Genomic DNA, 19633 nt, shown 5'->3' on the forward strand with positions numbered 1-19633 from the left:
AGCTTGTCTAAAATTTCCTTTTGAGATATGAAAGTATTTTTAGTGCTGACTGAAATGAAGTGAAACGGAATAAAAGGCAGTGCTATATATACTTTCATATTCTCCCTTTTATTTAATTTCAAAGATTATGTTTTCATTTTCATAATTGTAATGGAATAAGTATTTAATTGAGTTTTAGATTTTACGTGCAACGCACCCCATCGGGTACCCAAAAAAAGGACTAGTCTAATGTTTACAGATACTTAGGAAGTAAAGGGCTTGAAGTAGTGAGAGACCTTTAGGGCCTTAGAAGCTGTTACAGATGACCTGTCCTTTTTTGGGTGATGGAATAGGCGCCAATGAAACTTAAAAAGTAGAGAGGATGTATGTTATGAATTGAAAGAACTACATGGGATTAAAGAGATATAGTATATAGTTGTTAAGTATTTGGGTCTATTCTTTCAGTAAAAGTGTTCTTTTTATAAGCGAAGGGAGAAGCTTAAATAGTTGTAGTTTTACAGGTGGAAAAGAATTACTAAGTGTTTAGGTAGTACACATTTAAGTTAAAAGGAAAGAACTATACTTGCATAGAAGTGAGTTGCAAGATTACTTTTAAGACAGAAGGTTAACATTAGGTACCATGGGATTAAGTTTAATTCAAGGATTATTTTAGACCAATACTGAAGTGTAATGGAAGTTTTGGGCTAAAATAATCTTCCTATTAGTTGCTATCAAAGTATGTTTAGTACTTCCTGGAGCGGAACGAAGTGGAGAGGAAGGAAGGGGTATATATACTTTGATTTGACATGAGTGTATTGATTTAAGGAGCTTCTTGTAAATGAAGTTTAAAAACAATATGATCCAAATTTGGTTGTAATTTATTATTATAAGGATTAATTTTTATATTATTCAGTCAATTTATGGTAAAATGTTGTTAATGGAAGTATTTAGTTCAAATAAGGGGGAAATGTGGGATGGTTAATAGTGTTACTTTTTTATATGCATTAGAAATAATAGAACCATTAATTCGTATATTCACATATATATCAATAATGTGCTTGTCATATTGGGGGATTAGAGCACTTAAAGTATATATCGATAAAAGGTAAAAGTTATATTAATAAGGGGGTATTAATATAATCTATGATAAGTGGCAGGACTATGTTCAATGTTAAGAATTTACCTAAAGTAACTATCATACTTGTTTTAATATACTTGAGTTTATTTATATTTGACAAATCCATATTTCAGGGAAAACTATTTGAATGGGGTTGTGGTAAAAGCTTTAGTAATTTGCAAGGCAATGAATGGTATCGTGTGATTACAGGTTCATTTTTTCATGCAAATATATTTCATCTGTTAGGTAATGCTTTTGCTATCTTTTGCGTTGGTATTATTTTAGAAAACAAAATGGGTAGTTCTTATTTCTTGTCAATTTACTTAATAGGAAATATAGTAGAAAGTATTATTTCAGCTATTAACTCTAATTATATAAGGGGTTGTGGTGCATCACCAGGTATTTATGCAATAATTGCTTGTATTGTTTTTTTATATTTATATAATCCAGGACTTCTAAAACTGAATTTTAACGAATGGTCATGTAATTATACAGTTTGGTATTTTTTCTTAGGCAACTTTATCGGGATACATGGCCTTGTTGCACATTTGATTGGATTTGGATCTGGAATATTTGTTAGTTCAATACTTCTGTTTAGGGGGACACTGAAATAAATAACCATAGGAGTATGTGAGTTATATTTTTTGTTGTTTTGTGAAACGTATCCTTTTTAATAATAGACTAGAAGACAACTTATAATATTCTAATTAAGTGAATTTATAACATTTCATAGGTTTAATAGTTAAAGGAATTTTAATTAAATAAACTAACTTAATAAGCCACTAAGAAAAGATTTCAAGGAGCTAAGCTCCAGGAAACTTTCCAGAGTAGCTTTTATTACATTTATCTTAAAATTTGAACTCATCTAATCTGTAGACAATTTCTAACTAAAGCTTTCACTATGTTCAAGTTTTAGCTGAAAATTGTCTTTTGTTTTTATTTGAAATACAAGAAAGAAGAAACTGCAGGTATATTATTACAGTAATTATATGGTAAAATGTACTTATTATATTGATATAGGAGACTTATTTAAAGTCAGACTAGTAATAAAGTGCGAATTAACCTGATTATATATTATCCCATAATTATCCTATAATAGTAATAAGGAGATGATTTTAAATGCGGAGAATTAGTTGCATATTATTGATTGGCTTCATATTTATGACTTTCAATGGCTGCCAAAATAGTGGGCAGGCCAGCATGCCCTCACAATCTGTGAATAAGGTTGAAAATAGATTAGTTGAAGCAGTTCCAGATGAATCAATGGACACCAAAAGTATGACAAAACTTGATGAATTTTCTTATGATATGGATTTAGATGGTTCAGAAGAAAGGATTGAACTATATACAACAGCAGGACGTGATGGAAAGGGAGAAATGGTGTGGGATGATGGGCAAAACTGGCTATTGGTTGTACGGGATGGAAAAAAGGTTTATCCGCTGTTATCAGAATATGTACAGTTGGGTTCAGTCTACTTTACTGTTTCCAATAACGGTGTTGGTGAAGTTTCAAAGATAAATGTTATTGTAAGTACTGGTGCAGGCTTCAATCTAAAAACCTATATCTTTAATAAGGTTAAGGGTGGATTTGTAGGAGAGACTGTATATAGTTCGAAAGATACTAACTTCGTCCATACTTCAATACCAGGTTATTAATACTTGTTTAAAGAATATTAAGTGGGGTTGATATGCATAATCTTTGGTTGGTTTGTATTAAATAATTCACATTCTTCTTATACTATGTATTAATCACTAAATTATGTTGGATGAACAATAGTAATTAAGGATGAAGAAAATTAGACTTACCAAAAGCTCTAATCGTATTTTAAATATTAAAGGGCTTTTTAAACTATTATGAAATATAGTTGCAAAGGCATAATCATAATTTAATGTGATAGGAGAGTAAATATTTTGAACAGAAATAGGTCATTAATTTTCACAAGAGTTCTTTATATACTATTTGCAATTGAAACTATAATTATAATCTGGATTGCTTATAAAGATATAGACAGTAGCATTGCTTTCAAATTTGGAATTGGATATATATTATTAACTTTATTTTTGCTTTTGTATATTCCTTTAATTGCCATTTTTAATTTAAGAAAGTTTAAATGGGCTGAGATAAAGAAAAGGGTGGCAAAATTTATTGCTTTGTTTATTTTATTTAGCACTATAAATTATATTTCAAGTTATGTTATTAGAGATACAAACAAAGATTTATTAAATGTATTTTCTGGAGCATTGGGTCTAGCTTTTGGTCTTTCTTTTATTGACGTTATTTTGTTAAAAAAGAAAGATAATTAGATTAATATAAGACACAACTTTCTTAAGTTAGGTCATAAAAGTAATTTATTGTGAATCAACACAATGTAATTAATCATTATACAAGAATAATAGATTTTAAAGAAATAGAAACAATATCTGTTTAGTACATACATTTTATTGGATTAATATTATAATTGTTATATACACATCCATTATTTTACATGCAAGTCAAAACTATTTTTTGGAGGGTGCGATGGAAAAGATAAAACTACTATTAATAGCTCTATCACCAATTTTAATAGGTTTTCTATTCAATAATCTCTTAATCTTTCTTCCATTATTTATCAATGTTGCTCCATTTTTAATGATGGCTTATTGGTTTTGGGTGGGAACACAATTTGCAGAGAATGTTAAGAGTCCAGTAAAAGCAATAGTGTTGGCTAACTCTATCGGAATAATATCACTTCTATTATATTACTGGCAATTTGTTATGGTAGCAGATAATCAGAGAAATTTAGTATTAGCAGGTTTTTCTCAAATGTTTACTATTTCTTTAATTTATATAACAGCAAAAATTGGATTGATTTTTCCGCAAACACCTAATGAAATAATTCAAATTACTGGATTGATATTAATGCTAATAGTATTTACCAGTGGGTATTTTTATAAGAAAAAACTTTTAAAACAACATAGTTGATTTGTTTCTTGTAAAATATGATTTTAGGGAAGCCATTATCGGCTACTCTAAAATTCGAGTATTATTCACACTATATTTAAACATATTCTATTTTCAACAAATAAGGATATGTTAATGTAATGATAACTAAGTCACAACGTTCTTAAAGCCTGTCACAAGTGCAATTTACTATTCATTAGCATTATGTCCTAATAGTAGTTTTTGGAGAGATGTTATTTGAAAATCACTGATGATAAGGAGTTGCAATAACTGTAAGAAGAAGATACACAAATTTCACCATATATACAATATTGGAAAAATCATTACATTGAAAGTTATTTTTACCCCTGATAAAATTTACGTAGATTCGTAACAAAAGTTTAAAATTAGGGGGAACCATCGTGCAATCTAAAAAAATAACAGCTTTATTATTATCTCTTTCCATCACTGCTTCACTAGCAACAATACCTAGTTATAAGGTAAGCGCATCAACAGAGAACACTGAAATCATCACAACTTCAGAAGTGGTAGTAGAAAATCCACAAACAGAAGGCCAGCAAGAAAACGTTACCAACACTGAAGAGCAAACAGAAGAAGTACAAGCAGACACTTCTAATGGTGCAGAGCAAGGAACTGTACAAGAGGGAACAGGATCAAGTAATACTGAGGAAACAAATGAAACTAACACAGTACCTCAAAAATATTTTAGTATATTAGATGTTAAAATTGATAAGACTGTAGCAAACCTAGGTGAAAGTGTTAAAGTAGAATTTGATGTTTTTATTCCAGAGGGAAAAGTTGTCTCTGAGTTTAAAGCAAATTATAAGATGCCGTCTGGTACCACTCATACAATAATATTAAACCAAGTGTCACCAAATAAATTTCAAGGAGAAGTGAGTATTCCTTACGGGATTGATTATGTAGGAACTTGGATCCTTGACACTATAAAGTGTGATTTCGTTAATGATATGGGTGATTATGGTGGTGCTTATTTATATCCTAAGTTAGTAAATGGTAACTTTGTAGCTGAGAATCCTGATAAAACTCCACCAGTAATGGAAAACTTTTATATCAGTGATACTGTTCTATTTCTAAATGAAGAATTTGAAATTAGAGCAACGGTAAAGGATAATGTACAAGTTAATAAGGTTATTGTGGTGCTTCAATCTCCAGTTACAAAAGAAAATTATGCTATGGAGTTAGCTCCTTCTGACTTAAATAATGGTGAATTTTTAGCAACATTATATTTTAATGAGGGGTTAGATTATGGAACTTGGAAAGTACTTGGAGTCTACGTAGAGGATGGTGCTGGGAACTATACAGAGTATTTAAACGATGGAAATCAGGTATCCCCACTATTAAAAAATGCTAAACTTGAGCTTGTTAAGGATGTTAAGGCAGGTTGGAATAACATTAATGGAACTTGGTATTTTTATAATGGTAATATAGCTACAGGATTAACACAACATCGTGGTTGGTTAGCTAATGGTGGCAAGTGGTATTATATGAATAATTTTGGCCAAATGCAAACTGGCTGGCTTAATGATAACAATAAGTGGTATTTCATGGATGGAAGCGGTGCTATGAAAACAGGCTGGCTTCAAAATGGTGGCAAATGGTATTTATTAAATAGCTCAGGTGAAAGAAAAATTGGTTGGGTGCAAAATGGTGGTAAGTGGTACTATTTTGCTAACAATGGCCAAATGCATGCAGGTTGGCTATTACTAAATGGACAATGGTATCTACTAGATGGAAGTGGAGCTATGAGAACTGGATGGGTACAATCTAGTGGTAAGTGGTACTATCTTTACGGAAGTGGACAAATGGCTAAGAGTACAACAATTGGTGGTTATAAATTAGATGCAAGCGGTGCTTGGATTAAATAGAAAAACAACAGAAATTCTAAAGAAATTTAATTGAAATTAATAAACCAAGATATGAAGCCATTGGGCAAAAGTATCCAAGTGTAAAGCCTTGGACGCTTTTCTCAATGGCTTTTATTACATTTACTTAGAATTTAAACGCAACTAATCTGTTGACAATTTCTAGCTAGAGCTTTCAGTGTGTTCAAGTCTTAGCTGGGGAATGTCTTTTTATTTTAGCTTGAACTTCAAGTAATTGGGAGCAATAGGCATATAATTACAGTAAATATATGGTATAATTCTATTGATGGAGAAATCCAGAGGATTTAATTAAGTCAAACTAGTAAAATATGCTGAATTAAATGGGGGGGAGTTTAATGGATAAGAAATTGCCAAAACCAAACTTATGGTCTTTGATAAATGTAACACTATGTATTTTAATGTTTCTTACTTTTACAATTGTTGCACTATTTCAAAGAAAATATATTATTGGTATTATGTCGCTGTGCCTTAGTATATTTTTAATAAGAGGATTTATTCGCATTTATAAGGTGTATAACTCTAATAAAAAAGTGGCTTCTAATAAATGACTGCTTGACCATATTCTTTTAAAATACAATCATCCTAGAAATGTGATTAATGAATATTAGTAAATTATTCCGAACTTCTAATAAATTAATTCCTTATTGCTAATACTACATTGCAAAAGGAGTAATTTTATGAAGAAATTAATTATTTTAATGTTAGTAATAAAGTGGTTGGTTCCTAAGAGTGTCTCTTTCAATAATAATATTTATACCATTATTGAGCATGGCACTATTCAGCAAGAATTATATAATAGTGTTCAAACTAGCACTGAAAAAGTAATAAAAGAAGTAAGTAAAGTATTTAATAATTATCAAAATACTGAAGAAGAAGAAAAAAGAGTTAAATTATATATAGCTGTCATGAGAGATGCATTCAAAATGCAAAATGGTGGAAATAGGTTTATTGCGATAAAAAAAGATTCACTGGTAGGTCTTGATGAAAAATCAAAGGAAAAAGTATTAGACGGATTTAAAGATTTATCACCAAATCTATATTGGTTTGAAGACGTTAAGGACAACAAGTCATTTTTTATCCTTGATAAACATGGTCTGTTAGGAAAAACAATTAAAGGAACATTTCTTTATATAAATCTAATAGAATTTAAGGATAATGAAGCAGTAATTGAAGCAACTTCTTGGTATGGTAATTTAGGGGGAGTTATACCAATGTACAAAGCTGTATACAAAAATGGGCAATGGGAATTAAGAAATATAGGTACAGGTATAGCATAAAAACTAAACAGAAATTGGAAAGAAACTATAAGTAAAATGATTTTGTAATTGTCGTAATGTTCTTAAAGTGCGGCCTTTTGATAAGATTCTCTTAAATAAAAACATACTTGTAAATAGATAAATGTCTATAAACTCAAGTGAACAAAGTTAGTAATTTAATAATCATAAAGAAGGTTGTACTAAGATTATATTTTATCTTAGTGCAACCTTTTAAAATTAGTTTTATAATTATATATTTCTCTTATAAAGAGCCTCATTAACAACTAACTAGAATCTAACTGCCATATTAAGCCACATACAGTAATTTTGAATTTTTCAGTTGCCACTTTTCATCTTTAAATATTATTGTACTTATAAATCCTTTCCCAGCTATAGGGGTTTCATAGCAGTCCCCTTGTATCTGAACTTCATTTTCCGAGATAAAAGATACCTTCCATATACGTAATATCAATCCGCGTTTAACAACAGTTTCATTTTGACTCACATTTACATTTCCATAATTATCGGCTAAGCCTTTCTGCTTTAACCCTTCAAGGGAATCTGTCACAAGTGTTTTCCCATACTTTTTAAGACTGCCTAGTATTTCTTCTCTGCCATTAATAGAAATATTGTCATAATACTGTGTGCTCATATCCACTGATATATAACTTATATGGTCTAAAGTATATTGGTCCAGTATAAAGGAGTTCAGTGCTATGGAATATATTTCAGTAAGATCCTTCTCGGTTATAGTTTCGCTCACATAACCTAAAACAGGTATTGTTGATATCTGTATTATTAATAATATTAGCACTATAAACTTTCTCATAGATATAACCTCTCTTCAGTAATAAATCCGCTGAGATTATTTTGTTTCAAAGTAAATCTAATATACTTTTATCCCGGCTTTATGCACTCTTGTATTAACAAAATCGCCAACTATTGACATTATATAGATTTTTGATAAAATAAAAATATGCGAACATATGTTTGAGAATGCTGAAATGAGGGATAATAATGGAGGAGAAAATTTATAAAAAGGCTATAGATCTAGTATTTGATCCAGAAGGTTTTAAGGATTTAAGAAACCTTAATGATAATATCGTTGCTTATGGTGAGTTAGAACAACTTCATGGGCGGTATATAGGAAAGCTTAATAAATTAGGTAACTTGTGCAATGAAGAGGATGACTCAAGGGGACTTATAGAGCTTAAGGAAGAGTTGAAAAAACATTTTTCAAAGGACTCAACTGAAGAATTAAGCTTATCTTTAAAGACATGGTTAGTGGGCTTGCTTATAGTCTTAGTTCACAATGATAATAAGAAAAATAACAAATATGGTATCAATATTTCATAAGATTCTTTTATTATTATTTGGGTGGTGTAATTATGAAGGTTATTGCAAAACCAGTTTCTATGGTGGCTTGGTTTGACTCTAAAGGTGTGCCACATCCAGTGAGATTTAGAATTGAGGAAGAAGAGGAAGTGGTGATTAAGGTTGGTAGGGTTATAACACAGGATAAGGAGAAGATCGCAGGAAATCCTATGCTGATTTTTAATTGTCAGAGCATTATTAATGGAGTGGAGAAACCTTATCAATTGAAGTATGAGCTAAGCACCTGTAAGTGGATTTTGTTTAAGATTTAGAATTTAAGTTAAGTTTAAGGGGGCAAGTTTATGGGGAGTAAAGGGGATACTAAGAGAAGAGCATGTAAACCAGAGGGAATTCATAGAAGAAGAAACATTATGAAAGCAATAAATGATTACATAGATAGAAAAGGATATCCACCTTCTTTAAGTGAGATTGGAGAAAGTGTAAATCTTTCATCAAAATCATCTATACATGCACATATGCAAAGATTAATAGAAAAGGGTTATATTTCTATGGAGAAGGGAATTCCTAGAAGTATTAAAGTTTTAAAGGATTTTGATTAGTGGATGAAAGGTAAAATGTTATGGTGAGGATATAAGCTATATTTAATAAGAATGATAAATCATAATTGTATAAAGAATAGGTCAAAATACGCATATAATAATGTGTTGGAGGATGAAACAATGAGAAAAGTTGTTGCTATTCTTATAATTTTCACTATTTCATTTTTACCTTTAGGATTTTCTTTTAAAACATCTAGTATAGTAAAAGTAAAGCCAACGGAAGCTATTGAAAACAGTGAAAAGCCTATATCAAATCTTTATTTAGATTTAGATAAGTTACCAGAGGATTACAATCATGAGTTAGCAATTAAGAATGGAGATGTAGTAGGTCTTCATGGTCTGGGTTATAATGTTTACAAGCTCGATGATTTCATAGAAGGATTTAAAAACAACACATTAACACTTGGTGATATGGTAAGAGTCACAAGATATACAATAGAAGGTGACCCAGTAATATTTGATTTAATTATTAGTGATGATGGTTCAAGTTTAGTAATTGACCATACAAGGGGGAAATTCATAAGTCCCGCAGATAAAAAAAGGGTCTATTATAAGGTAAAGGACATATTCATTAAAAGGGAGAATAAGCGTACATATTATAAAATAATCACTGATACAGGTGAAGAACTACCTATAGCTACATTCAAGGATGGTTATTTTTAGTTTATTCCTGAAACTTATGAATTTAAAATGATCATAAATCACTTTAAATTTAATCTATACATGCACATATGCAAAGATTAATAGAAAAGGGGATTCCTAGAAGTATTAGAGTGCTGAAGGATTTTGATTAGTGGATGAAAAGTAAAATACTATAGTGTGGATATAAGCTATATTTAATAAAAATGATAAATCATAATTGTATAAAGAATAGGGCAAAATACGCATATAATAATGTGTCGGAGGATGAAACAATGAGAAAAATTGCTGCTATTCTTATAATTTTCACTATTTCATTTTTTACTTCAGGATTTTCCTTTACAGCATCTAACATAGTAAAAGTAAAGGCAAAACCAACAGAAGCTATTGAAAATAGTGAAAACCCAATAACGAATTCTTATATAGATTTAGATAAGTTACCAGAGGATTATAGTTATGAGTTAGCTATCAAGAATGGAGATGTTGTAAATTTTTTTCATAAAAACTATAATGTTGAAAAGTTTATTGAATTTATGGCAGCCTTTGAAAGTAAAAAGTTAAACCCTGGTGATATGATAAGAATTACTTTCTATACAGTTGAGGGAGATGCTATAATAAGTGATTTGATTTTTACTGAGGATGGAATAAAATTAGTAAGAGATAATACAAGGGATAAATATGCAAGCCAAGCAAATAGAAAAAGAACAACTTATAATGTTGTAGATATTCGCACTATAAAAGCAGAGGATCGGACCTTCTACAGAGCAATTACGGATACAGGGGAAGAAATACCCATATTTGCTTTTAAAAATGATTACCTTGAGCATTAAATAAGCTGTTTCAAAAGTAATTCAATACTTTTGAAACAGCTCTTTTAATAAGTAAATCTTGGTTATGCAACCTTATTGTCATTACCATTTTCTATAACAACTCCAAGCTTAGTGGAAATTATAGTATTAAGTTTATTTATAGATAAAGTTAAACCAGCTATGTTCTTTTCTAATCTTATTAAAATATAAGCACTTATAGCCACCGGAAAACCAACGTTACCAAATAAATTAACAAGTTCATTTACTTCCATAGAAATCACCTCCTTTTCATAAAAGATATATGCTTAAGGAAGTGATTTTTCTGTTATTATCATAAATTTTGTTGAAGAAATCTTACTGTTGGGTAGAACCATCATCTTTTAAGGTAAGATTGTAGTAATAAGTTATAGCTGCATCAAGTATTGTACTTAAATAAACATTAACATCAGGATGAGCTGCTTTTAATTCATTAAGCTTTCTAATAGTAGATTTACGTAGAGCATAGGTTCTTTTTATATCAAAGGGCTCTCCATCTATTGGTGGTGTAACGCCATTGGGTGTTGGTTTACCTATTCGGTTATCCATGAGTTCATTAGAAGTATTAACTTTCCATTGAGGTGCAGCTTGAGAATTTAATTGATGAATGTGAGGTTGATTTTTATTAACTGGGTTAGGTGCAGTTGAAGTTATAAAGTCAGTTGATCCTTGGATAATTTCATCTTCAGTTTTGATACCAAAGCTGAAACTTGCTACTGGTGTACCCACTATGACCTCATCAAAACTATCTTCTTCAACTCCATAATCATAAGAAATTTCATCTATATTCATAGCTTTTTTAGAATTTTTTTTTGCCATTTAAAGATCTCCTTTTAAGTTTATTTCATAAAATTTATTTCATTATAAATATATGGGATTGCAAGGAGTTTTTAGTGTGGAGAAATGAGTTATTTTTAGTGGAAACCTCTGAAAACCGCATGGATACTATATATTGTTATATTTTTTTATTTTTATAAATATAACAACATAACAATATGTATTCTTGTAAATATATATTTATCCTTTTGAAAGGGCTTTATAAAAAGTTGTAGTCACCGTAATTATTTTCTTTGAGCATATATATTTATTGTTGGATCCTGAGTTTAAGGGATGGACCAATAAATATAATAAATGAGGTGTTTACATGATTAGTGATAAGATTATGAAATCAAGCAATGAAAATGAAAATTTTGATAAGATGCAAATAGCTCTTGCTTTAAGGAATTCTACCTTGGAGGATGGTTTAAACTGCTCCTTATTAGACAGTAATATTATTGATTGCTGCAATGTGTGTAATTTAGAATGTATTTGTGAGAAGTTGAAAGCCATAGCTGAGGAATATATTCATAGTAAAACTACTGTAATTAATACATTTAGCTTTAAATAAAAATAAGATACTAGAAATAAGTGCACGCTGAGATAATAAGAAAACAAACTGCCACTAAGAAATTTATCCAAGGAGCAATTAAGCTCTGGGCAATTTCTCAGTGGCTTTAATTATATTTCTCATAAAATTAAAAATCAACTAAGGGATAGACAATTTCCAGCTATAGCTTTCACTATGTTCAAGTATTAGCTGGAAATTGTCTTTTATTTTATCATTTATTACAAGCAATAAGAAGTTTCGATTATATCACAATGTAATTATATGGTAGAATGGAGTTATAAGGGAATTTCAGAAGTTTTGTTTAAAGACAAATTAGTAATTTATTGCGAAGTAAAAGGGGGTTGAGAAAAGTTATGGATGAACTTAAATTTTTGACTGAGTATTATAATAATTATGATGAAGAGGGGCGTCTTACATCAAAACATGGCCAGGTGGAATTTCTTACTACGATGAGGTATATAAAAAAGTTTCTGAAAAAAGGAATGCGTGTTTTAGAAGTAGGTGCAGGGACAGGCAGATATTCACTTACAATTGCAGAAAAAGGATTTCAAGTTGATGCAGTTGAACTTATACAACATAATATTGATATTCTCAAAAGCAAGATTACAGAAAATTGCAATATAGATGTCAGACAAGGCAATGCGATAGACTTGTCATGTTATGAGGATGAAACTTTTGATATTACGTTAGTTCTTGGACCTTTATACCATTTGTTCAATGATGATGATAAAAAACAAGCCATCAGTGAAGCTATCAGAGTTACAAAAAAAGGCGGGGTTGTGTTTGTTTCGTATTGTATGAACGAGGCAACAATTGTAAGTTGGGGTTTCCAGAAAGGTAATATACTTGAGGGGATTCAAAATGGTATTGTTGACGGAGATACATTTAAATGTCTGTCAAATCCATCCTTACTGTTTGAAATGTATAGGAAAGACGAAATCGATGAATTAATGGAAAGATATAATATTGAACGCCTTCATTTTGTTGCTACTGACTTGTTGACAAATCATATGCGTAATACAATTGATGAAATGGATGAAAAAATGTTTGAAGCTTACTTAAAATATCATTTTTTTATATGTGAACGTACTGATTTGGTCGGAATAACGCATCACAGTTTAGATGTTTTTAGAAAAAAGTAATTTATATTAAGTAAACAATCTTCTAAAAGGTTGCATTAATCGCAAGTATATGATTAATGCATAACTGAAAAAAAGTGTGTAACATGAGTTGAAACAGATAGATAGTAGTTTGAGGGAGGAAGATGATGAAGAAAAAGCTAATCAGAACAGCCATTATTATTATAGCTTTGATTTTGCTGTTTCCAATTCCATTACGCTTTAAAGACGGTGGAACTGTTAAATATCAAGCAGTCTTGTACAGCATAACAGATTATCATGCGCTTAGAGCAGTAGATGGTTACGATACAGGGATTGAAATAAAGATTCTTGGTATAACAGTATACGAAAATACGACATTTGGGCTGTAAATTAAAATTTGTAAAAGATGATGGTATCTATAAGGAAGAGAGGTGCTTAATAATATGATAAATCTACATAATCTAATAAGTTTATTAAAGAATAGTAGAAGCCTATTCCATTCAGAGGCTGACTTCCAATTTGCATTGGCATGGGAGATACAGAAATTATATCCAAAAGCAAATATACGGTTAGAATATTGTCCAGCAAAATTTCCTAATATGCATCTTGATATTCTTGTTGAATTAGAAGGTAAGTTTTTTCCAATTGAACTAAAATATAAGACTTTGAAGATGAATACAGAAATTGGTGGGGAGTATTTTAATCTTAAAAACCATGGTGCTCAAGATTTAGGAAGATATGATTTCTGGGTTGATGTTTCCCGTATAGAGCAATTAAAACAAACCATTGATAATTATGAGAAAGGCTTTGTAATTATGTTATCTAACGATCCGTCCTACTGGGTTAATCCTAGAAGTAATAAAGAAACTGTCTGCGACTTTTTCAGAATTCATGATGGCAGTAATAATAGTGGTATTTTGTCTTGGATAGGCAGCCCCAGTGAAGGAACAATAAAAAATAGGGAAAAATCAATTGAGTTAAATAGCGGTTACATATTAAAATGGGATACTTTCAGTACCTTATCTGATGCAAGAAATGGTACATTTAAGTACTTGCTGCTGGAAATATAGACAACATGGATGGAATAAAAAATGAATAATAAGATTTCGTATAAAAATATATATCATGGAGAATATGTAAAATTGGCAAAAATTATGACTTCCGCGTTTAATAAAGATACATAATTGTAATTTAACGCGAAATAAAAATTGATTCGAGGTTTATTATGGGAAAACAGATTGAGTATTATATGGAATTAGAATCATATAAATTACTTGTTAAAAAAGCATTTGATTTTGGTTTCAAGGTAATAGAAGGACAAAATAATTCAAGAATATGTTGTTGCTTTGAAGAAGTAACATTTTCACAACATGGAATGTACTTTTACTTGGAAGAATTAGGGCAACCTATAGTTAAAGAAAATGGCTACATAGATTTATTAAGAAGTCCATTGGTAGAGTCTGGTTTTTCTTATATTAATGAAAGGAAAAAGGAAATTTCAAACTCTCGTCTATGGGTTTCAACTGGATTTTGGAACAATAGTGAAGAATTTATTCATATAGATGAAATATTAGATAAAAAATATTCATCACTTATGAGATTTGTTAAAAAGTTAGCTATTTATACGGAAGTTGGAGTAAAAGCACAAAATCCAATGTATGATGGCAAGAAATTTATCAGAAAAGTATATATAACACCATTCTTACTAAAAAAAATAGAAACAGGCGAATACGATTGCATTTAAAAATAAATATAAACTGGTGAAGAAAATAGAGAAATGCTTAGGTAGATTAGTTCGGAATCTTCTTAAGTTGTGTCCTAAGAGTAAAGTAAAACAAATTAATGTGGGAGGGGTACTATGTTGAAAAAGCTATCACTAACACTTATTTCACTTGTGTTTTTAACTTCTCTATTAATTGGATGCACTGGATCAGAGTACAAGGAACAAAAAATAAATGAAGTTGCAATTATTAAGTATAATGAAATAACAAAAATAACATTTTCAGATGGCAGAGGGGGCATAAATAAGCCATTTACTATTGATGATAAGCAGAAAATAAGCGAGTTTCTGGGACTTTTAGATAAGTATGTTATAAAGAAAGAGAAGAAACATGAGGATTTTGTTGGTTGGATACACATGGCAAATTTCTATAATGGAGAGAAAAAGTTAATGAGAATTACATTTACCAATCCGCTACAGATTGATGAAACATACTACGATATAGTTAAAGGTGAATTAAGTACTAAAGATATTGACAATTTTATAAAATCAGTAAATCCTACTTGGAAAACACCACAGTAATACTTTATTATGAAGAGAATTAATTACCAACTTCAATATTTGTTCTTTAATTAATTTAGTTAAAAACTGAGCCACTAAGAAAATTCCCCAAGGAGCTGCAGCTCTGGATGAATTTTCTCAGTGGCTTTTATTACGTTCGTCTTAGAATTTAAAAACAACTAATCGGTAGGCAATTTCTAGCTAAAGCTTTCACTATGTTCAAGTATTAGCTGGAAATTGTCTTTTATTACTGCTTGAAGCTCAGGTAAATGGAAGTTATAGGTATATTATTGCAGTAATTATATGGTAAAATAGTATTAATGGGGAAATACTGAGGATTTACTTAAGGTCAAACTAGTAATTTATTGTGACAAAATCTGAAAAACATGAATCAACATGTTTTCATAGAAAGGGTAGGGTTACTGTAGTGAATATGATATCTTTTAGAAAGTTTATGAACAATATTATGAAAAATAAAAGATTAACTGTTATAATTATTGCTTTATTATTATCTATTATTTACATGGCAACATTTGTAACCCCAAATGTATACATTACAACACAAATACAAGATATAACAGATAAGGGCTATGATGCATTTGTTAAGAATAGCAAAGTTCCTTTAGAAAAGAAGACTCGGGATAACTGCAGGTTTATATCTATAAATATGAAGGTAACAAAACCAATTTTATTCATAAAAAATGTAAAAATTGAAAAAGTCACTCTTAATGAATATTTAGATGAAATACAGTATTTTAATAATGAAACTAATGAATTTAAACATCTAGGAAGTCATTTTTCAAGTAGTAACAATAAATTTTTTGATGGAATTGATGTTTATTCCGATGGTATTACTGATGAGAAATTAAAAGATTTCTTTAAAGATTATAAAGTTGAAATTACATGGACTAATGTTTTAACTGGTAAGAACAAAGAAGTTTACTATTTAAAAGATTATTTTCAATAAAACCTTTTGATTACAATCTTTCTATGTTGTGGCATAACAGTAATTAAGACGCATTAAAATATTAATTAATGGGGGAGTGATTTAAATAAAAAAGTTAAGAAGAGCAATAATAATGATTTGTTTACTCTTACTGGCTTTTAGTGGGTTCCTTAGTTTACCAGAAAGTAAGTACTATAGCGAAGAGCTTAAGGGATTAGTTAAGTCTAAGGAAGCACAAGTGATTGAAGTAGGAAAAAGTATGAAAATAGATAATGATACTTTATATATTAAGAGAATAATTAATACTCAGGATGAAACCTTTATAAGATACGTTTTACTCAGGTTTGAACAAGGGTGGTCTTTTTCAGAAGGTGCTTTAAAGATATCTGATGATAGCGGTAGGGAATATCAGAGTATAGGAGGGGGTTCCTCAGGCAAATCATGGGGACAAGAAGGTTTAATTAAGCTTGATAGGATAAATAAAGATTCAAAACAAATAACTCTGAAACTTGATTGGTATGATAGGAAAGGTGAATTAACAATTTCTCTTAAGAAAGATGGTGAAATTAATGATGATTAGAGAGAAGTATAGAGGTATTATAGAGTGGATTGTAGCCATAGTACTCATAGTGGTATCACTTAAGTTTTCTATTTTATCCTATGGGAGCTTCTCTCCAGTAAAAGCTCATGAACAGTCAGAGAGAACTTATCATTATGGTCCTTCTAAGATAATAAAAACCATAGACTTGGATGGAGAAAAAATATACTTATGCAGATATAAGGACTGGTTTTCAGCAAATACAGTAAAAAAAGGAGTAATTAAATGGTATCCTGGCAATCAGGTAGCTGGGTATCCTATTGATTATTCCAAGCAAGTGTCATTCACTTGGAGCGGTTCAACTAATAAAAAAGGTGTATCTATAACGAAGATCTATGGATACGTAGAGGATTCTGAAATAACTACAATACTGTTAGTAGATGAGAATGAGGAAAATGTATTCAAATATGCTTTAGATGAAAATAGATTATTTATTTTTCATTGGACACAAGGTGAAGATAACTACAAACCAATATATTTAAAAGGTTTAAATAAAAACGGAGAAACTATCTACAAAGAGCAGGCTTTTTACTATTAATATTTCAACGAGTGGGCCTAAGCTTCCTGATAAAGGATGTTATTTGGTTTTGAAAGCTTCTCAAGGAAAGTACATTATATGTCATGAAAATAGAGCATCAAGTTCCTAATGATGTAGAAGCTTTATTCGAAGATAAAGTTACTCTCAAAAGGAAATTAATAGATATTATAAATAGAAGTTTGACAACCAAAAATAATTAGAAAATAAATATACTTTACAAGTAAAATTGTAGAAATATATATTTGATAGGAGTGCCTTTATTATTACTTTGGGACATACCTGTAAAATAATATGAACCAGTGGTTCATATAGGGAACGATATATTATTAGAATCTAAATAGGGCAAAATTGGGGGAATATAAGTGCATAAAGAAGAAAAAAAGCAATTTATAGAAAATCAAATAATTTCATTAAGGAAGATTAATGAATTGCAGAAACAACTAAATGACATTGATGATTCATTAGCAAAGCTTTATCCAGTAGCAATTGTTAAAGATGATGTTTTCTTTATTTTTGACTTGGATTCCACTGGTGAAAAATATGAATTTAAATTAGAATATCCAACACCAATGCATTTTGGGAAGAAAATTTTAGCAGCTTTCCCATTGGAGTTTTATAATATGAAAGCATCTGCAATAGTGACAGAGGACGTATTTGATAGTCTAGAGGGGTATGCTTTTATTTTTCATGAATTTGTACACTGTTTTCAATGGGAAACCAGTGAGAGTGAAATAAGAAAAATCTTGGAAATCGAAAAAAAATCAAAAGAAAGCAATAATTTTATGTGGGAAATAACTCATCCTTTTCCTTATGAGAATTCTATTTTTATACAGAAAACAATAGAGTTAAGAAATTACCTTAACTTAAGGGACTACTTAAGTGTTTCAAATTATTATAAGGAGATTAAGGAATGCTTAAAGGAAATTGATTATGAATATATGATATGGCAGGAATGGAAAGAGGGATTTGCAAGATATATTGAAAATTTAGTGAGACATAGGTTAGGTATCAGTAAACATTCCGATAACTTACGCCCATCTTTTGATAGGGTATGTTTTTATGAAATAGGAAGTAAATATATAGATTTATTAATAGAGAAGGATAAAAGTTTGAAATATAACTTAAAGGAACTATATTTTAGAATGTTTAACCCAATATAACAAAGGTAGATTGCTACACCATCTTCCTTAGTGTGTCATATAGGAGCGTAATTTTTGATAGATAAATTAAAACTAGGCAAGGAAAAGAAAATTATTACACTGATTATCCTGATGTTGGTTTTAGTTTTTGCTTTTAATAGACGTTATAAAAACTATAGGTTTTATAAAAACGCGCTTAATTGGACAACCTATTCTACTATTAATTCCTAGAGGACAACAAGTATTGAATTTTATTTAGTTAAACTATAATGGAATATTAAGTTCTGAGAATACCAAGGGAGTAAGGAGGTAGAAATGTGAGAAAAGTTTATAAGATTATGCTTATTATATTTATTACTTTAATCATATTACTTGGACTATATTATGTACAGTATCCAATAAGGGTAGACAGAGTAAGTTTAGAAATGGAAATACAAGATTTTGAACCAGAGAAAGATATAACTGTACAAAATGTGAAAATAATAGACAATAAAATATTAGCTTTATATACATATAGCGATGGAATGGGATATGCAACATTTAATAAAGGATTTAATGGGAGATGTTTACTTGTCTCTACGAATAATATCAACGGCAATTCTTTTTTAATTGGATTTATTGATACAAATAAAGATAATTATAAGATTTTTGCTGGTAAAAATTATGATAATAAGATTAAATCAGTAGAGTTTATTGCTGCAAAGGAAAAAAACTTTGTAGCAGATATCTCAAAGGAAAATTATTATATATTACCTATAAGTGATCCTACTGGAGAATTTTCCTTTTTAGATTTTGCCTTATATGATGAAAATGGTAAAAATATAAAACAAGAGATTGTTTCAAAATATTTTAGTAAAAATTCAGGGGAATATGCAAAGTCTAAGGTTGAACTTGCGTTCTTTAATTTATGGTATGTGCTTGTAACTTTAGTTAGTGGAAACGCTATTTATTTTGAATGCAGAACAAATAAAAAGAATAGTATAGAAATGTAAGAACTAAGTCAGTATTGCTTAAACTTTTTGGGGAGAT

General features: G+C 29.8%; 26 protein-coding genes. 23 read left to right on the forward strand and 3 right to left on the reverse strand.

Going from position 1 to position 19633, the window contains the following annotated elements:
• Positions 1–1140: 1140 nt before the first annotated feature.
• From RR409_RS10910 to RR409_RS10940, 7 genes are all read left to right on the forward strand, one after another.
• Positions 1141–1710, forward strand: coding sequence for a rhomboid family intramembrane serine protease (locus RR409_RS10910; RefSeq protein ID WP_332557784.1), 570 nt, complete (start codon positions 1141–1143; stop codon positions 1708–1710).
• 505 nt (positions 1711–2215) lie between these two features.
• Positions 2216–2752, forward strand: a complete 537-nt coding sequence (locus tag RR409_RS10915; RefSeq protein ID WP_332557785.1) for a hypothetical protein — start codon at positions 2216–2218, stop codon at positions 2750–2752.
• A gap of 255 nt (positions 2753–3007) precedes the next feature.
• On the forward strand, positions 3008–3400 hold the full coding sequence (locus RR409_RS10920) for a hypothetical protein (RefSeq protein ID WP_332557786.1): 393 nt from the start codon (positions 3008–3010) through the stop codon (positions 3398–3400).
• A gap of 214 nt (positions 3401–3614) precedes the next feature.
• Positions 3615–4058 (forward strand): hypothetical protein, encoded by a 444-nt coding sequence (locus RR409_RS10925; protein WP_332557787.1) that lies wholly within the window; start codon positions 3615–3617, stop codon positions 4056–4058.
• A gap of 380 nt (positions 4059–4438) precedes the next feature.
• Entirely contained in the window at positions 4439–5923 is a 1485-nt protein-coding gene (locus RR409_RS10930) for a hypothetical protein (RefSeq protein ID WP_332557788.1), read from the forward strand.
• A 353-nt stretch (positions 5924–6276) separates the two neighbouring features.
• The gene (locus RR409_RS10935; protein ID WP_332557789.1) at positions 6277–6489 is read left to right on the forward strand and encodes a hypothetical protein; all 213 of its coding nucleotides are present in this window, start codon (positions 6277–6279) and stop codon (positions 6487–6489) included.
• Between the two features lie 129 nt (positions 6490–6618).
• Positions 6619–7218 carry a hypothetical protein gene (locus RR409_RS10940; protein WP_332557790.1) on the forward strand — a complete coding sequence of 200 codons (600 nt, stop codon included), beginning with the start codon at positions 6619–6621 and terminating at the stop codon, positions 7216–7218.
• A 286-nt stretch (positions 7219–7504) separates the two neighbouring features.
• On the opposite strand, the gene RR409_RS10945 is transcribed toward RR409_RS10940, so the two are convergent.
• Positions 7505–8026: a hypothetical protein gene (locus RR409_RS10945; RefSeq protein WP_332557791.1), complete on the reverse strand. Its 522-nt coding sequence runs from the start codon at positions 8024–8026 to the stop codon at positions 7505–7507.
• Between the two features lie 188 nt (positions 8027–8214).
• Between RR409_RS10945 and RR409_RS10950 the strand changes: the two genes are divergently transcribed.
• From RR409_RS10950 to RR409_RS10970, 5 genes are all read left to right on the forward strand, one after another.
• The gene (locus RR409_RS10950; protein ID WP_332557792.1) at positions 8215–8553 is read left to right on the forward strand and encodes a hypothetical protein; all 339 of its coding nucleotides are present in this window, start codon (positions 8215–8217) and stop codon (positions 8551–8553) included.
• A 32-nt stretch (positions 8554–8585) separates the two neighbouring features.
• A complete protein-coding gene (locus tag RR409_RS10955; RefSeq protein ID WP_332557793.1) occupies positions 8586–8843 on the forward strand; it encodes a hypothetical protein in 258 nt (85 codons plus the stop codon).
• 30 nt (positions 8844–8873) lie between these two features.
• Positions 8874–9131, forward strand: a complete 258-nt coding sequence (locus RR409_RS10960; protein WP_332557794.1) for a hypothetical protein — start codon at positions 8874–8876, stop codon at positions 9129–9131.
• 120 nt (positions 9132–9251) lie between these two features.
• Positions 9252–9794: a DUF4362 domain-containing protein gene (locus RR409_RS10965; protein ID WP_332557795.1), complete on the forward strand. Its 543-nt coding sequence runs from the start codon at positions 9252–9254 to the stop codon at positions 9792–9794.
• A gap of 251 nt (positions 9795–10045) precedes the next feature.
• Positions 10046–10600: a DUF4362 domain-containing protein gene (locus RR409_RS10970; RefSeq protein ID WP_332557796.1), complete on the forward strand. Its 555-nt coding sequence runs from the start codon at positions 10046–10048 to the stop codon at positions 10598–10600.
• Between the two features lie 62 nt (positions 10601–10662).
• On the opposite strand, the gene RR409_RS10975 is transcribed toward RR409_RS10970, so the two are convergent.
• Both RR409_RS10975 and RR409_RS10980 read right to left on the reverse strand, forming a co-directional pair.
• Positions 10663–10851 (reverse strand): YvrJ family protein, encoded by a 189-nt coding sequence (locus tag RR409_RS10975; RefSeq protein WP_332557797.1) that lies wholly within the window; start codon positions 10849–10851, stop codon positions 10663–10665.
• A gap of 82 nt (positions 10852–10933) precedes the next feature.
• The gene (locus RR409_RS10980; RefSeq protein ID WP_332557798.1) at positions 10934–11434 is read right to left on the reverse strand and encodes a hypothetical protein; all 501 of its coding nucleotides are present in this window, start codon (positions 11432–11434) and stop codon (positions 10934–10936) included.
• A 325-nt stretch (positions 11435–11759) separates the two neighbouring features.
• Between RR409_RS10980 and RR409_RS10985 the strand changes: the two genes are divergently transcribed.
• The 11 genes from RR409_RS10985 to RR409_RS11035 all read left to right on the forward strand — a co-directional run bounded on the left by RR409_RS10985 (position 11760) and on the right by RR409_RS11035 (position 19596).
• Positions 11760–12002 (forward strand): hypothetical protein, encoded by a 243-nt coding sequence (locus RR409_RS10985; RefSeq protein WP_332557799.1) that lies wholly within the window; start codon positions 11760–11762, stop codon positions 12000–12002.
• Between the two features lie 353 nt (positions 12003–12355).
• A complete protein-coding gene (locus tag RR409_RS10990) occupies positions 12356–13144 on the forward strand; it encodes a class I SAM-dependent methyltransferase (RefSeq protein ID WP_332557800.1) in 789 nt (262 codons plus the stop codon).
• Positions 13145–13269: 125 nt separating this feature from the next.
• Positions 13270–13491, forward strand: coding sequence for a hypothetical protein (locus RR409_RS10995; RefSeq protein ID WP_332557801.1), 222 nt, complete (start codon positions 13270–13272; stop codon positions 13489–13491).
• Positions 13492–13545: 54 nt separating this feature from the next.
• Positions 13546–14172 (forward strand): hypothetical protein, encoded by a 627-nt coding sequence (locus tag RR409_RS11000; protein ID WP_332557802.1) that lies wholly within the window; start codon positions 13546–13548, stop codon positions 14170–14172.
• A 155-nt stretch (positions 14173–14327) separates the two neighbouring features.
• A complete protein-coding gene (locus tag RR409_RS11005; RefSeq protein ID WP_332557803.1) occupies positions 14328–14846 on the forward strand; it encodes a hypothetical protein in 519 nt (172 codons plus the stop codon).
• A 114-nt stretch (positions 14847–14960) separates the two neighbouring features.
• Positions 14961–15404 carry a hypothetical protein gene (locus RR409_RS11010; protein WP_332557804.1) on the forward strand — a complete coding sequence of 148 codons (444 nt, stop codon included), beginning with the start codon at positions 14961–14963 and terminating at the stop codon, positions 15402–15404.
• Positions 15405–15810: 406 nt separating this feature from the next.
• A complete protein-coding gene (locus tag RR409_RS11015) occupies positions 15811–16350 on the forward strand; it encodes a hypothetical protein (RefSeq protein WP_332557805.1) in 540 nt (179 codons plus the stop codon).
• Positions 16351–16462: 112 nt separating this feature from the next.
• On the forward strand, positions 16463–16909 hold the full coding sequence (locus RR409_RS11020; RefSeq protein ID WP_332557806.1) for a DUF5643 domain-containing protein: 447 nt from the start codon (positions 16463–16465) through the stop codon (positions 16907–16909).
• Positions 16902–17465 (forward strand): hypothetical protein, encoded by a 564-nt coding sequence (locus RR409_RS11025; RefSeq protein ID WP_332557807.1) that lies wholly within the window; start codon positions 16902–16904, stop codon positions 17463–17465. Before RR409_RS11020 ends, RR409_RS11025 begins: the two co-directional genes overlap by 8 nt.
• 362 nt (positions 17466–17827) lie before the next feature.
• Positions 17828–18625, forward strand: coding sequence for a hypothetical protein (locus RR409_RS11030; protein ID WP_332557808.1), 798 nt, complete (start codon positions 17828–17830; stop codon positions 18623–18625).
• Positions 18626–18921: 296 nt separating this feature from the next.
• A complete protein-coding gene (locus RR409_RS11035) occupies positions 18922–19596 on the forward strand; it encodes a hypothetical protein (protein WP_332557809.1) in 675 nt (224 codons plus the stop codon).
• The last annotated feature ends 37 nt before the right edge of the window (positions 19597–19633 follow it).

Source organism: Clostridium sp., assembly GCF_036642255.1.
In the GTDB taxonomy this organism is placed as follows: domain Bacteria; phylum Bacillota; class Clostridia; order Clostridiales; family Clostridiaceae; genus Clostridium_J.